Annotated in this window: 11 protein-coding genes; 6 read left to right on the plus strand and 5 right to left on the minus strand. The window is 50.1% G+C overall.

Annotated features, from left to right (window positions below):
* The first annotated feature begins 2 nt into the window (after window positions 1-2).
* Window positions 3-437, plus strand: a complete 435-nt coding sequence (locus JOD20_RS07410) for a Fur family transcriptional regulator (protein ID WP_204754654.1) — start codon at window positions 3-5, stop codon at window positions 435-437.
* 138 nt (window positions 438-575) lie between these two features.
* Complete coding sequence (locus tag JOD20_RS07415) at window positions 576-2,492, plus strand: heavy metal translocating P-type ATPase (protein ID WP_204754655.1); 1,917 nt, start codon at window positions 576-578, stop codon at window positions 2,490-2,492.
* Here JOD20_RS07415 and JOD20_RS07420 read toward each other — a convergent pair.
* Together JOD20_RS07420 and JOD20_RS07425 are read right to left on the minus strand one after the other, a co-directional pair.
* A complete protein-coding gene (locus tag JOD20_RS07420; protein ID WP_204754656.1) occupies window positions 2,489-2,755 on the minus strand; it encodes a hypothetical protein in 267 nt (88 codons plus the stop codon). The genes JOD20_RS07415 and JOD20_RS07420 overlap by 4 nt on opposite strands.
* A 91-nt stretch (window positions 2,756-2,846) precedes the next feature.
* Window positions 2,847-4,379, minus strand: a complete 1,533-nt coding sequence (locus JOD20_RS07425; RefSeq protein WP_204754657.1) for a CHASE4 domain-containing protein — start codon at window positions 4,377-4,379, stop codon at window positions 2,847-2,849.
* Window positions 4,380-4,804: 425 nt separating this feature from the next.
* Between JOD20_RS07425 and JOD20_RS07430 the strand changes: the two genes are divergently transcribed.
* The 4 genes from JOD20_RS07430 (at window position 4,805) to JOD20_RS07445 (ending at window position 9,555) form a co-directional block, all read left to right on the plus strand.
* The gene (locus JOD20_RS07430; RefSeq protein WP_204754658.1) at window positions 4,805-7,222 is read left to right on the plus strand and encodes a S8 family serine peptidase; all 2,418 of its coding nucleotides are present in this window, start codon (window positions 4,805-4,807) and stop codon (window positions 7,220-7,222) included.
* Window positions 7,223-7,353: 131 nt separating this feature from the next.
* Window positions 7,354-7,962 (plus strand): TetR/AcrR family transcriptional regulator, encoded by a 609-nt coding sequence (locus tag JOD20_RS07435; RefSeq protein ID WP_204754659.1) that lies wholly within the window; start codon window positions 7,354-7,356, stop codon window positions 7,960-7,962.
* A 4-nt stretch (window positions 7,963-7,966) separates the two neighbouring features.
* Window positions 7,967-8,821, plus strand: a complete 855-nt coding sequence (locus JOD20_RS07440; protein ID WP_204754660.1) for an ABC transporter ATP-binding protein — start codon at window positions 7,967-7,969, stop codon at window positions 8,819-8,821.
* Window positions 8,818-9,555, plus strand: coding sequence for an ABC transporter permease (locus tag JOD20_RS07445; protein WP_204754661.1), 738 nt, complete (start codon window positions 8,818-8,820; stop codon window positions 9,553-9,555). Before JOD20_RS07440 ends, JOD20_RS07445 begins: the two co-directional genes overlap by 4 nt.
* A 172-nt stretch (window positions 9,556-9,727) precedes the next feature.
* Here the strand turns inward: JOD20_RS07445 and JOD20_RS07450 are convergent, their stop codons facing one another.
* From JOD20_RS07450 to JOD20_RS07460, 3 genes are read right to left on the minus strand one after another with little or no spacing between them, the layout of a single operon-like run.
* Window positions 9,728-10,843: a DUF3048 domain-containing protein gene (locus tag JOD20_RS07450; protein WP_204754662.1), complete on the minus strand. Its 1,116-nt coding sequence runs from the start codon at window positions 10,841-10,843 to the stop codon at window positions 9,728-9,730.
* Window positions 10,844-10,868: 25 nt separating this feature from the next.
* A complete protein-coding gene (locus tag JOD20_RS07455) occupies window positions 10,869-12,233 on the minus strand; it encodes a hypothetical protein (RefSeq protein WP_204754663.1) in 1,365 nt (454 codons plus the stop codon).
* A 30-nt stretch (window positions 12,234-12,263) separates the two neighbouring features.
* Window positions 12,264-13,550: an ABC transporter ATP-binding protein gene (locus JOD20_RS07460; protein ID WP_239583766.1), complete on the minus strand. Its 1,287-nt coding sequence runs from the start codon at window positions 13,548-13,550 to the stop codon at window positions 12,264-12,266.
* Between the last annotated feature and the right edge of the window lie 7 nt (window positions 13,551-13,557).

The following is a 13,557-nucleotide window of genomic DNA, read 5'->3' on the forward strand; positions in this document are numbered from 1 at the left end:
CAATGGCAATTATGCAACCTGACGAGCGCGCACGGCGCTTATTACGCGAATTGGAACACCACGGCTATCGACCAACCCCTCAACGCGAGGCGGTTTGTTGGGCTTTAGCGCGCCACGGCGGGCATCCAACTGCTGCTGAGATTGTCGATGTGGTCAAACAGCATGGCATTGGCCAAGCCACGGTCTACAACACCATCACAACCTTGGAAAAGCTGGGGGTTATTCAGTCGATGCCGTTGAATACCGATGAGCACACCCGCTATGACCTCGATACAACTCCACATATGAACTTTGTTTGTTCGCAGTGTGGCTCAATTATCGATTGTCATGCACCACAGCTTGATTTAATGTTGGCTCAAATTGCCTCGACCGCCGGCGCAACCTTCGAATCGGCCAATGTGGTGGTTTACGGACGCTGCGAACGTTGTAAAAATTAAAAGTAAAGAGTGCTTCGGCACTTTTTATTTGATCGCAATTTAGAATCATTCTAAATTAAAACATTTAAAACAGCGCAAATAGCCGAAATTTTTTTATCAGCAATTTAGAATCATTCTCATTGCTAAGGAGCGTGGGTCATGACAACCAGTGTTAGCAATCGCCATTTGCATGCCGAGGCTCAAGCCGAGCTTGACGAGCTTGCGGCCCTGCCTTGGATGCTGCGATTAACCGCGATCTGTTTGCTGGCAACGGGCTTGGGCTGGGTTGCAGGCAGTTTTGATGCTGTGCCAACGTGGATTCCTTGGTTGCTGTATGTGCTGGCATTTGCTAGTGGCGGCTGGTTTCCGCTGGGCAATGCGTGGGAAAGCCTGCGCCAACGCGAATTCGATGTTAATTTCTTGATGATTGTGGCTGCAATCGGCGCGGCGGCGGTTGGTCAGCCGCGTGAAGGCGCAATTTTGATGTTTTTGTTTGCGCTTTCGAATACGCTCGAAACCTATGCCATGGGTCGGACCCATCGCGCGGTCAATGCGCTGTTGGATATGGCTCCCGACCAAGCGACCAGAATTGCTGCTGATGGCAGCCAAAGCGTGGTTGCGGTGGCCGATTTGGCGCTTGGCGATCGGGTGCTCGTGCGGCCTGGCGAGCGCATTCCCGTCGATGGGATTGTGCGGATCGGTGCTTCTGCGATCAACGAGGCTGCAATTACTGGCGAATCGGTGCCAGTCGATAAAGCTGCTGGCAGCAAGGTGTTTGCTGGCACGCTCAATACAACTGGCGCATTGACAATTGAAGTAACGGTTGCAGTTGGCGATACAACCTTGGCGCGCATTATCGAAACGGTGGCTGAAGCTCGTAGCCAAAAAGCCAAAGCTCAAGATTTTACCGATCGGGTGATTGGCCAATATTATGCCTATGCTGTGGTGGCAATGACCTTGTTGGCGATTGCAATTCCTTTGCTATTTCTCGATTGGAGCGTTAAAACCACGCTCTACCGCGCGATGGCTTTGATGGTCGTGGCCTCGCCGTGTGCCTTGGTGATTTCAATTCCAGCGGCGATGCTTTCGGCGATGGCCAACGCCGCTCGCCATGGCATGTTGTTCAAAGGTGGGCGCTATCTTGAAGCTGCCGCCAAGATCAAAGTGGTGGCGTTGGATAAAACTGGCACGCTGACGACGGGCCAATTGAGCGTGACCCAAACCCTTGATCTTGGGCAACAGCCAACCGAATACTGGCTCAAAGCCGCAGCAGCGGTCGAAGCGTTCTCGGAACATCCGTTGGCTAAGGCGATTGTGAATTACGCCGAACAACACAACATCAGCGTACCAACGGCGGTTGATTTTCAATCGATCACGGGCATAGGTGCGCAAGCAGATGTGTATGGCCAGTTGATCCAAGTTGGCCGCCCACGCTTGTGGGGCGAGACGGTGCAAGCTCAAGCAGCCAAACTTGAGGCTGAAGGTGCAACCGTGATTGGGGTTGGCACAATCGACCAAGCATGGGGCCTCATTGCCTTGGCTGATACCGTGCGACCTGAAGCCAAGCAAGCGATTGCTGCCTTGCACGCTGCTGGCGTTGAACGGGTGGTGCTGTTAACTGGTGATAATCGGGCAGTTGCTCAACATGTGGCTAGCCAACTTGGCATCGACGATGTGCGGGCAGAATTGTTGCCTGGCGATAAAGCCAGCATGATTGAAGAATTGCAGCAAAGCTATGGCCCAGTTGCCATGGTTGGCGATGGCGTGAATGATGCGCCTGCCTTAGCCAAAGCCCAACTTGGTGTAGCCATGGGCGTTGCTGGCACCGATGTGGCCTTGCAAAGTGCTGATGTGTTGTTGCTCAGCGACGATTTATTGAAACTTGCTGAAGCGTTGCGGCTTGGTCGGCGCGCCCAACGGATTGTTTGGCAGAATATTGCTTTTGCTGGAAGTGTGATTGTTGTGCTGCTCATTTCGGCGCTTTTTGGCAATATTGCCTTGCCTTTGGGCGTAGTTGGCCACGAAGGCAGCACGTTATTGGTGGTCGCCAATGGTTTGCGCTTATTGCGGCGCTAACCAAACAGCATAAAGCTTAAGCCCAAAACCATTGCTAGCAACATACACCATGCCAAAGGGTCCTTGCTCAATTGACGATTCAGATTGGGCAAGGGCTTTTTGTAGGTATATTCGTGGCCACACTCAAGACATTGCACAAAAAAGCGAAACATATGAATACCTGAGTTAAGCAAGGGTTTCATATACTGTTTTTTGCTGCCACACTCAGGGCAAGCAAAACTCGCGTGCATATCTTTGGCATTCGGCACTTGATAATCGGCCATACAACAACTCCTCATTTGGTTGGGGCAATGATGCAATGATGCAGATTAATCGGAATTTCATCATAGCATGGCCCAACTTGGTTGAGAAGATTTAGCGTCGAATGCTCCAAGCAATGCCTGCTTGCAAGGTGCTAAATGTTGTCAGTTGATCGAGCTGTTGGCCAAATGCCACCAACGATTGGGCGATCTCTGGGCTAAGCCCGGTCAGCACGAGTTGCGCACCCAGCAAACGCACTGCATTGGCCGCCTTGAGCAACATTGCGGCGGTAAAGCCATCAATTTGGGCTACGCCCGTAATATCGACCAAGGCGATGCGTGCCCGTTGTTGCTCGATACCTTGCAGCAAGCTGCGCAAAATCTGGCTGGCCCGCGCTTGATCGATGGCTCCGACCAAGGGCATAACCAACATATCATCGCTGAAGGGAATCAGTGGCGTGGCTTGTTCGGCAATCACCACATCTTGGGCTTGAATCAATTGATCTTGCAGCGCCAGTTGTTTGGCTTGGCTGGCGAGAATAGTGGCCTGAAATTGATTGCGCTCGGTTTCAGCCGCCGTGGTTGCCTGCTGCGACTGCTCAAGCACGGCGAGGGTTTGGTTGATGCTGGCGGCTAGGCCCGCCACTTCATCATTGCCAACTACCGCAACCCGTTCATGCAGATTATTGGCCACATGTTTGATCTCGTTGCTGAGTTTGAGCACACGGCTAATCACGACCCGATTGAGCAAAAAGTAGAGGATCAATCCCCCAACAGCGGTAACTGCAGCAGTCAAAATCAACACAAATTGCAAGGCGTGCTGGCCATGATTATAAATTGTGCGTGGCCGAACGATATTGACGATGAGCGCAGGCTTGGCTTGCAGATCATCGATTTGTTGTAAACCGCGCAAGGCATGCTCATCAATTGGGCTAATCAGGCGCGGATTAGTGGCGTTGAGTTGCTGAATTGGGCCGCTTAAATCGATCGGCGGTTTAACTGCATCTTCCAAGCGAAAAGGAAATAAGGTTGTTGCTGCGAGCGCATCAAGCAATTGTTGGTCGAGATAACGCCCAAAAATCACCGTGCCACGGATTGGGCCTTGAGCTTGGCTATTAATAATTGGCCGCGCAGCAATTAACACAATTCGCTCTTGAAAGCGCACGATACCCAGATTGCGCTGATTTGGATCGCTAAACGTCGTTAATTGGGGCATTTGTTGCACGAAAGGCAGAAATTCGGGTGCTAAATCGCTAAATCTACCAGCATCGGCCATGCGTCCGTAGACCAAGGCTTGTTGCTGGTTCAGAAATGCCATCAGATTAAGTTTATAGCTGGCAAATACATCATCGCCAACATTATTGCTAATATAATCAGCCTCTGGCGCTTCGATAAAGGCGTAGGTATCATCCCACGTTGACCACGAAACTAAGGCCGTATCGATGCGATTTTGTTCGGCTTGCAGAGCATTCGCCACCCGATCAAGGTCAGTTTGCATTGAGCTGGTTTCGAGCGCTGCAAACGATTGGAGCAATAAGATTCGCAGTGGAAAAATCAAGACAATTACTAAGATCACAAGGCTGGTTGCAAGCACAATTGTTATTTGGCGACGCAGTGATCGCGTGCCAGTAAAAGGCGTAGATGCCATAAAAGAACCTTACTAGATTGCTGCGTAGAACGTTGCGCCTATGATAGCACGTTCTCTGTGCTTCTCTGTTTATTAATCCCCGCAGGATCGAAACCACGAAGCGCACGAAGATCGCGAAGGATTTCTTAGCCACGAATTGCACGAATTGCACGAATTATCTTTGTAATCCCCGACCCCTAGACCTCAAACATCGCTCCCCAATTCTTGTGTTCTATGCTCTCTATTTTGATTTTTGACTTCTGCCTTCTGATTTTTGCTTTTGCCTTTTGCCTTTCCTTTCATCCTTCATCCCTCATCCTTCACATAAATTCACCCTAGTAATTTAGGTAAAAATTTTTTATACTTTGGCTATTGATTTTCCTCAACGGTGTGCAATATTCATAATTCTCTCAGGGCACACCTGCAACTACCACCCGGAGGTCAGCATGCGCTTAGTTTATGGTCTTTTACTGCTGAGCTTAGTTTTTCTAAGCTTCGGAAGTGCCGCTAGCAAGCCCCCCAGCGCCACAATTCCACCAAAGTTGTATCTTCAACGGGGCACGATCGATCTCGCGGTGGCTAGCCAATCGAATCAGGCTGATCCATGGTTGCAGCCAATTGACGGGTATGCGGTTATTCAATTTAGCGGGCCGATTCTGCTTAAACAGCGCCAAGCACTGGTCGCAACGGGCCTAGAGATGGTTGAATATCTGCCCGATTATGCCTATTTGGTGCGTGGCTCAGCAACGCAGCAAGCAGCAGCCCGCACCATCGATGGCTTTTATGCACGCGGCGATTGGACCTTGGCCGATAAGGTTCAGCCTGGGTTGTTGAAATTGCTGCAAAGCGGTCGCTATCAAGGTTTGCCCTTGCGCACCATCGGTTGGGATAACCAATTGGCAAGCGCTGAACAAGCAGTTAAAGCCCAAGGCCTCACGCTCGATGCCATTCGCACGAGCGGTCAAATGCTGCAACTGGCCAACATGAGCGAAGTGCGCTGGATCGAAGTGGTCAGCACGCCCAAGTTAATCGATCAGTATGCGCGCCAAGTACAACAAGTCGAGCCAGTTTGGACTGATCGGCAGTTGTATGGCCAAAACCAAATTGTGGCCTATACCGATACGGGCTTAGATACTGGCTCGTTCTCAACCCTCAGCAGCGATTTTGCCAACCGCATTCATGCTACTCAGGTGCTCTCGGCAGGCAGTAATTGGGATGATAATCATGGCCACGGGACGCATGTTGCTGGCTCGATTGCTGGGAATGGAGCGCTTTCTGGCTCTAATCCCGCCAGCCATAGCTATAGCAACTCGATGGCAGGGATTGCGCCTGAAGCAAAGTTGGTGGTGCAAGCGTTTGAGGCTGATGCAAATGGCAATATCGTTGGCTTGCCAACCGATTTTTACCCAATGTATCAACAAGCCTACAATGCAGGCGCACGGATTCATAGCAACAGCTGGGGCGATCTGACGGGGCCAATCACGGATACTGAAGCCTCGTATGGTGGGTATCCATACAGCGCTCAGCGCACCGACCAATTTTTGTGGGAACACCCCGATTACACCATGCTGTTTGGGGCTGGCAATAGCGGGGCCGATGGCGAAGTTGGCGAGATGGGCTTTTGTACTGGCGGCAATGGCGTGGTTGACCCCGATTCGCTGTTGACCCCAGCCACCGCCAAGAATGTGATTACGGTTGGAGCAAGCGAAAGCCCACGCCCAACTGGTGGTTACACAGGCTTGCCCTGGCTGTTGCTGAGCTTTTGTTTTGCAACCGAGCCAATTCTTTCGGATACACTTTCGGACGATGCCAACGGCATGGCGGCGTTTTCATCGCGCGGGCCAACTGACGATGGTCGGATCAAACCTGATTTGGTTGCACCTGGCACCAATATCGTTTCTGCCCGTTCGTATGGCAGCGGCGCAAGCACCTTGTGGGGCGTGCACGAAACCAATGGCAACTATGTTTATTCTGGCGGTACATCGATGGCAACGCCGTTGGTTGCTGGCACGGTTGCCTTGATTCGTGAATGGTTAGCAACCAAAGGGCTGAGCACTCCCAGCGCAGCAGTGATTAAATCTATTGCGCTGAATACCACAGTCGATATTGCTCCAGGACAATATGGCACTGGCCCAACCCAAGAAATTCCTTACAATCGACCAAATAGCGTGGCTGGTTGGGGGCGTAGCAATTTGAGTTTTATCACCAAAGCAGCGCCGTATGATTTGTGGGTTGATGATCATGCGGCTGGCTTGAGCACAGGCCAAACCGTGAGCTACAACCACACCACCAGCCAACCATTAACCGTCTTGACCACTACCCAACCGTTGCGAGTAATGCTCAACTGGACTGATCCGCCAGCATCCTTGGCCGCCGCGCAACAACTGGTCAACGATCTTGATTTGGTGGTGATTGGGCCTGATGGCACGCGCTACTATGGCAACAATCAGAGCACTGGCGACCGCACCAATAACCTCGAAGGTGTGATTATCAATACGCCGCAACTTGGCGCATATCGCATTGAGGTTACTGCACATAATGTGCCAATTGCCAGCCAAGCCTATGGTTTAGCGGTAGCTGGGCCATTGCGCGAAGGCAGCGGCGGCGGTACGCCAACTCCAACAACCGGACCAACCAACACCCCAACAACTGGGCCGACCAATACCGCGACGGCAACCAACCCACCGACAATTACGGTGAGCACCACGCCAACCGCGACGACTGGCCCAACCAACACGCCGACGGCGACGAATCCACCGACAATTACGGTGAGCACCACGCCAACCGCGACGACTGGCCCGACCAACACCGCAACTACGGTGGTCAGCCAATATAAGGTTTGGGCACCGTGGGCTAGTAAATAAGCTCCGCTCAAGCGAAACCGCGATCAATGTTTTGATCGCGGTTTTGTTTTGCTCAAAAATCACCCTTGACAGCCCAATCAGCATTCTCTATACTCTTGATTGAACATTCAATCAATTTTTTGGAGTAGCGTATGACTGATGAACAAGGCGAGCGGCGCGAAGCGATTTTAGAGGCGGCGCGGGCCGAATTTGCTGAAAAAGGCTTTCGGGGAGCCACGATTAAATCGATTGCGGCGCGGGCCAACATTCAGTCTCCAGCCTTGATTTATTGGTATTTTCCGAACAAGGAGGCGCTGCTTGAGGCAGTTATGCAAGGCCAAATGCCGTTTTTGCAAACCACCCAATCGCTCGATGGGTTGCTCGAACGCGAGCCAAGCCAATTGCTGCCACTTTTGGCCAAAGGCTACTTGCAAGCAGGCGATAACCAGCGCACTGTCCAGATAATGCGGGTTATCCTGGGCGAAATGCTGCTTGGGCGCAATCCAACCGATGTGCTCAACCAGCAGTTTGTGCCGCAGGTCAAGCACTTTTTAGAGCGCTATTTTCAACACCAAATTCAGCTTGGCCGAATGCGTCAGCACGATACGCGCGCCAGCAGTCGGGCCTTTATGGGAATGTTAATGCCGCAAATGCTAAGCAAAGTTATTTTTCCGAGCCTCCAAGCAGACGGCTTAACCGACGACGAACATATTGAAACCACGATTGAGATTTTTCTGAACGGACTCACGCCAAAGGAGTAAACCCATGAACGCAGTTGAAGTTCGGGGCCTCACCAAACGCTACGGCAATGTCCACGCGCTGCAAGGCATCGATTTAAGTGTGCCAGAAGGCATGATTTTTGGCTTACTTGGGTCAAATGGCGCAGGCAAATCGACCTTAATCAAAGCCTTAGTTGGCGCACTCAAGCCCAATAGCGGCGACTGGCAGGTGCTCGGCCTGAATCCATTACGCGATCAAGCCAAGTTGCGCGCATTGATTGGCTATATGCCCCAAGGCGTAGCGCTCTACGAAGATCTTTCGGCGCGCGAAAATTTGCGCTTTTTTGGCAGCGCACACGGCGTACCAGAATTGGAACAACGGATTCAAGCAGCGCTTGAATTTACCGAATTAACCAGTCGCGCCGAGCATGCGGTCTATGGCTTTTCGGGCGGCATGAAAAAGCGAGTTTCGTTGGCCTGCGCGTTGTTGCACCAACCACGTATGCTCTTTCTCGATGAACCAACGGCGGCGGTCGACCCGCATCTTAAGGTGCGGTCGTGGCAACTTTTTCGCGAATTGGCCAACGCTGGCACAACCCTGTTTATTAGCACCCACTTGATGGATGAAGCGCTGCTCTGCGACCGACTGGCCATCCAACAAGCTGGCAAAATTTTGATTGTCGATACGCCACAGGCAATTTTGGAACATGGCCAAACTCAATTAACCATCCAAGCGGCTGGGCAAACCAGCAACCAGCAAATTGCCAGCACGCCCAGCGCCTTGGCTGAAAGTTTGCGTGGTTATGGGCTGAATCCAGCGGTGCAAACCATCGCCTTGCAACCAGATTCATTGGAAACGATTGTGTTGCGGATGTTGCAACAAAGCGAGGTGGCTAAATGAGCAGAATTTTGATTGTTGCCAAACGCGTATTAACCCAATTACGCCACGATAAACGCTTGCTTGGCTTATCGGTCATGGCTCCGTTGTTGATTATTTATCTGTTGAAAATTTTCTTCGATACCATGCCCAAGGGCTTCAACAATGCCCGTTATATTATGCCGATTACGGCCTTTATGGTGCATTTTTTGGCCTTTTTGCTGTGTGCAATTGTGTTGGTGCAGGAGCGTACCGCTGGCACTTTAGAGCGCATGTTTATCAATGGCTTTCGGCGCATCGAGATTATTGGCGGCTATGTGCTGGGCTATATTCTGCTGGCCACATTTCAGGCAGTCATTGCCTTGGCCGAGGCCTTGTGGCTGTTTGATTTGAGCTATGCTTGGGGGGATTTGGCGCTGTTGTTTGGGGTGATTTGGCTTTTAGCAATCACGTCGGTGATGCTGGGGATGTTTATCTCGACCTTTGCCCGCCACGAGGGCCAAGTGTTTCCGTTTATTCCGTTGATCATCTTACCGTCGGTATTTCTTTCGGGCTTGTTGATCAATCCTGAGCAACTGCCAACCTGGGCCAATTGGCTTGGCCATGCGTTTCCCTTGTTCTATGCCAACGATGCAATTCAAGAGATTATTGGCAAAACGCCAAGTTCCAGCGTTATTTGGACCAATATTGTGATTTTGCTTGGCTATGGTTTGTTTTTGTTAACCTTGGCTTCGCGCACCTTGAAAGATGTTGAGTGACCAAGAACAGAGAGCATAGAGCATAGAACATAAAGATTTGGCTATAGGCTAGAGGCTTTGGGCTATCGGAGATCGGGTAGAAACTTAAGATCCAAAGCCAATAGCCTATAGCCTCTAAACAACCTGCATAGATTAAACTGACCCCTGACCCCCAGCCCCTGACCCCTCGTCTCTACTCGTAACTCACATTCTCCAAGCTGGGCATGGCGGCGATCCAGATTGGGCCAGCAGGGAAGACGATTTCGGCCTCAGCGCTATCATAAAAGCGCAATGGCGCTGATTCGCTAGTTTTGCGCCACGTTGCTGCTTGCATCGAACCATTGGCAAAGACCAAGGCGCGACCTTCGCCAACCACTTGCTGGTCGATGCGGCCTTTGTCGTCGCCGAGAATTGGTGCTTCGAAAACTTCCATCGTCACGATACTTTTGAAGGTCAATTGTTGCTCGCTTACCGCGTCGATATGCGGTCTGCCGCGGCGCAAACGAGCATATTCGTTGGTGTCTGCGTTGTAGCGCCAGCCAGCAGGATCATCGGGGTAGATGAAGAAATAATCGATTGTGCTAATTGGCTCAGCAACTGGAGCTTCTGGGGCAAATAAATAGCCAACTTCGCTCACATCTGCTTGGGCGCTGGAGCTAGCGCGCTCGGCAACATACTTGCCAATTTCTGCGGCGCTGGTATACAAATTATGTGGGGCCTCGCGTTGCAACGAACGACGTGAATAATCGAAAATCTGGCGGCCTTCCAAGCTCACCAAATCAATATCAATTACTAAATCGTTGTCGTCGGCGGCTAAGCGCTCGAGGCCTTCGGGGCTACCGCCAGCATGGGTATAGACCGCGCGAAAGCCCATGGCCCATTGCACAAAGTAGAGCCGTGCCGAGCGCACCGGCCCCAAATCGCCTGCAACCTCAACCAAATCAGGGGTGAAAACCGCCATATAGCGCGTTACGCCATACTCGGCCAAGGCCTCAAACACAATCGCCGCTTGATCTAAGCCAGTTTGCGGATAGGCCGCAGGAAAGTTATCGATCATCGTGATGTAGGGGCGTTGCGTGAGCGTGCCACGCGCCATGGCTGGTCGCCCAGTCCGTGGGTCGCTGCTGATTGGCGTGGCGGTTGGCGCAAGTGTTGGGCTTGGCGGCGTGGTTGCGGTTGGCGCAAGTGTTGGGCTTGGCGGCGTGGTCGCGGTTGGGCTAGGTTGGGCTGGCACCGTCGCAGTTGGTGCTCCGGTTGTGCTGCACGCTGCTAAAATTAACAGCAAACTGATAAAAAACCATCGACGCATGCAAAACCCCCCATGAAAAAGCTAATTAGCGTGTATAAACAGCATGAGTTTGACCATTATGCAGCAACTTCCAATTATCTTTTTGCAAATTGGCTGCTAACGGCGAGCTTTTTGCAATATACACACAATTAATCTGATATTTGGTAAATAACGCTTGATAAATACCTTGCTCCTCGGCTAAACTCACTTCGAGAAAAAGCTCTTCACTATAGGGATCTGAGCGATTATCAATAATAACTGGTTTTTGTGGCACAAACCAAATTAACTCGCCACCATCGTCATATGTATTGTATAAATTGCCTTGACAGGTATTTAATGCATTAATCTCAGCTTGGGTAATCGTAGGAGTTTGGTTTTGCAACAGAATAACAATGATTGCAACAATGCTCATTCCAACAAATAAAAATTGATAGAATTTGCCATTATGCTTATTTATTGAAGTTGATGGTTTATTTGGCAACGAATTTATAACTAAGGGTAGCGAAATAATGACGAAAAAAGCAGTATTGCGCATTGATTTGAATGCTAAAATAGCGAAGATGATGCTTGCAGCAATAATCGTAAGCTGTTTGTGGTTGTTAAATAATTGTTTGTTTTTCCATACCGTAAAGCCGAAAATACCAAGCCAGACTAAAAGCAGATAATCTTGAGGCTTGGAAAAATCAAATGGCTGCCATTCAGAAATATATTTGTGCGCTGTGTTGCCCAATGAGCCTGCAATATACAACCATAATTTATAGCCTAATGGATTGACTAGCGTGATTAAACCACAAATAAGGTTGATAATAATAAACCGAGTTAATAAATGGCGATATTTAACCAAGCTTACCAGCAATGCTGCAACCAGAATAATGCCGCCGCTCGCAACTCCAGCATGCAAATTAGCCCAAACTAAAAATAATATAGGATAATAGATCATATTTTTGGGATGATCTAAGAGATACATTGTGATGACAATCCCTAAAATACTTAATATTTGAGGCCGAATGCTCCAGCTGCCCATACTGATGATGATTGCAAGCATAAAGATACAAGCATGCCAAATGGTTGTATAGTTGGTGGTTTTGGCGAGAATATACCATGTGGCAATTGTAATTAAGCCACTACCAACGATTAATAATGGTGCCTTTCCAAGATAAAATAATAAATAGAATAATGTCGCGCTTAACCATTCATGATTTGGCCAATCAGCGCCAAAAATACTATGACTATAAATATCGGTAGTCGGAATGAGCTGATTATGAATCACATCTTGGCCGATGCGTAATAGCCACCAGGTATCACTTTGAATTGGAATAAGCAATGAAATCGTGATCAGTAATAATCCGGTTAAGCATAAAAGAAAATATTCGATCGTCCAAGTTTGCGGATTACGCCATGATTTTTGCATTGATCGAGGCTCCTTCGCTGATTGTTGGGATTATTGCTTATGCCAATACCATTGTGAAGGAATGTAAATTGCGCCAAATTGCTCGCCAATTGAGGCTGCATAAACCCGCAAATCGTGCTTGCGATCGTGATGATCATACGGATGGGTCAGGGTATGATCGTACAAGGCAACCGAAAGCTCGTAATTGCCTTCGAGCAGTGGCAAATTCTCGATGTGATAATCTACATAGCCTTGTTCGGCAATTTCGGGAATTTCGAGGCCAGCAAAGCGCGAATTTGGCCCATTGATATGAAAGCCAGTGCGATGGTGAATTGCAACCCCAAAAACAGGTTTTTCAATTGGCTCGTGGGCTTGGTAGTGCATGCGAATGGTCAAGGCTTGGCCGGTAGTCGCGGTCTGAATCTCTTCGCCATCGGCGTTGAGCAATTCAACTTTGTAGATTTCGGCCTCGCGGCTGCCCCAACGCCGAGGATCGAATTCAACAGCTGGCTCGGGCGCTACTTCTTCGCTTTCTGTTTCGCTGCTGACAACTTCTGGCTCGGGAGCTTCAGCGGCTTTTTCGGCCTCAATCCGCTCTGCATCGCGTTGGTTGGTTTCGGCCAAATAGTCATCAATCGTTTCGGTTGGCGTGCTATCAACCATCAAATTGCCATGATGAAACCACAAGGCGCGATCACACAAATCGCGCACTTGGCCCATGGCGTGTGAAACGAACAGAATCGTCTTGCCACGGCGCTTGAGTTGATAAATGCGGTCGAGACATTTGCGCTGGAACAATTCATCGCCGACCGCCAGCACTTCGTCGGTAATCAAAATATCGGGATCGACGTTGATTGCCACGGCAAAGCCCAAGCGCATATACATGCCCGATGAATAGTGCTTGACGGGCATATCGATAAATTCTTCTAGCTCGGAGAAGCGGATGATTGCTGGGACTTTTTCGGCCATTTCGGCGCGACTGAACCCAAGCAGCGAACCATTCAAAAAGATATTTTCGCGGCCTGTGAGGTCGGGGTGAAAGCCCGAACCAAGCTCCAGCAAGGCCGAAACCCGCCCGTCGACCACCACTTTGCCACTGTTGGGTTGCAAAATGCGTGTAATCAGCTTGAGCGTTGTCGATTTGCCGGAACCGTTGTGACCAATCAGGCCAACCGTTTCGCCGCGATTGATTTTAAAACTGACATCGCGCAAGGCCCAAAAATCTTCATCGGGCACTGCTTGGGGCTTGAACAAGCCTGCGATGCGTTCCTGAATGCTATTGCGCCGATCGCGCTTGATCGTAAAATGCTTCGAAACATTCTCAAAAATAATCATCATTGCCTCG

It is taken from the genome of Herpetosiphon giganteus (genome assembly GCF_016907925.1).
GTDB lineage: Bacteria > Chloroflexota > Chloroflexia > Chloroflexales > Herpetosiphonaceae > Herpetosiphon > Herpetosiphon giganteus.

What these genes read in the sequence shown, in the direction of transcription:
- JOD20_RS07410 (WP_204754654.1), top strand. Translation starts at nt 3, where the DNA reads ATGGCAATTATGCAACCTGACGAGCGCGCACGGCGCTTATTACGCGAA.
- JOD20_RS07415 (WP_204754655.1), top strand. Translation starts at nt 576, where the DNA reads ATGACAACCAGTGTTAGCAATCGCCATTTGCATGCCGAGGCTCAAGCC.
- JOD20_RS07420 (WP_204754656.1), bottom strand. Translation starts at nt 2,755, where the DNA reads ATGGCCGATTATCAAGTGCCGAATGCCAAAGATATGCACGCGAGTTTT.
- JOD20_RS07425 (WP_204754657.1), bottom strand. Translation starts at nt 4,379, where the DNA reads ATGGCATCTACGCCTTTTACTGGCACGCGATCACTGCGTCGCCAAATA.
- JOD20_RS07430 (WP_204754658.1), top strand. Translation starts at nt 4,805, where the DNA reads ATGCGCTTAGTTTATGGTCTTTTACTGCTGAGCTTAGTTTTTCTAAGC.
- JOD20_RS07435 (WP_204754659.1), top strand. Translation starts at nt 7,354, where the DNA reads ATGACTGATGAACAAGGCGAGCGGCGCGAAGCGATTTTAGAGGCGGCG.
- JOD20_RS07440 (WP_204754660.1), top strand. Translation starts at nt 7,967, where the DNA reads ATGAACGCAGTTGAAGTTCGGGGCCTCACCAAACGCTACGGCAATGTC.
- JOD20_RS07445 (WP_204754661.1), top strand. Translation starts at nt 8,818, where the DNA reads ATGAGCAGAATTTTGATTGTTGCCAAACGCGTATTAACCCAATTACGC.
- JOD20_RS07450 (WP_204754662.1), bottom strand. Translation starts at nt 10,843, where the DNA reads ATGCGTCGATGGTTTTTTATCAGTTTGCTGTTAATTTTAGCAGCGTGC.
- JOD20_RS07455 (WP_204754663.1), bottom strand. Translation starts at nt 12,233, where the DNA reads ATGCAAAAATCATGGCGTAATCCGCAAACTTGGACGATCGAATATTTT.
- JOD20_RS07460 (WP_239583766.1), bottom strand. Translation starts at nt 13,550, where the DNA reads ATGATGATTATTTTTGAGAATGTTTCGAAGCATTTTACGATCAAGCGC.